This is a genomic window from Candidatus Hydrothermales bacterium (assembly GCA_039630235.1).
Taxonomy (GTDB): domain Bacteria; phylum Hydrothermota; class Hydrothermia; order Hydrothermales; family JAJRUZ01; genus JBCNVI01.
The window spans coordinates 1-551 of sequence record JBCNVI010000067.1 but is presented as its reverse complement, the minus strand read 5'-3'; the positions used below and the strand labels follow the sequence as shown (position 1 = coordinate 551).

Sequence of the window (551 nt, the reverse complement as noted above, 5' to 3'; positions counted from 1 at the left end):
CCCTTTACTGAAACTGATGATCAAAAGATTGCCTGGGAAGAAACTAAAAGAGATATGGAATCAGATAAGAGGATGGATAGGTTAATTATAGGAGACTCAGGATTTGGTAAAACTGAAATTGCATTAAGGGCTTCTTCAATGTGTGCACTTAAAGGTTATCAAGCTCTCTTCCTTGCTCCCACAACTCCGCTTGCTTTGCAACACTATAAAAACTTCACAAGCAGATTAAAAGATTTCCCAATAAATGTAAGGATGCTCTCAAGACTTTTAACAAAAACCGAAGAAAAGGAGGTTTTAAATGATCTTAGAGAGGGTAAAATTGATATTTTAATTGCAACACACAGAGCACTTTCTGATGATGTAAAGTTTAAAAATCTTGGACTTTTAATTATTGATGAAGAGCAAAAGTTTGGTGTTGAACATAAGGAAAAATTAAGATTTTTAAGAGAGGAGCTTGATACTTTGATAATTTCTGCAACGCCTATTCCTAGGACTCTTGCAATGTCCTTATATAGTATAAACGATATTTCAAGGATAAGAACACCACCTGC

1 protein-coding gene is annotated in these 551 nt (G+C 34.5%); it reads left to right on the top strand.

The window, feature by feature from the left end; genetic code table 11:
• Window positions 1-72: 72 nt before the first annotated feature.
• Window positions 73-551: DEAD/DEAH box helicase (locus ABDH49_09340; GenBank protein MEN3047141.1), on the top strand; the 479-nt coding region annotated here is incomplete at its 3' end.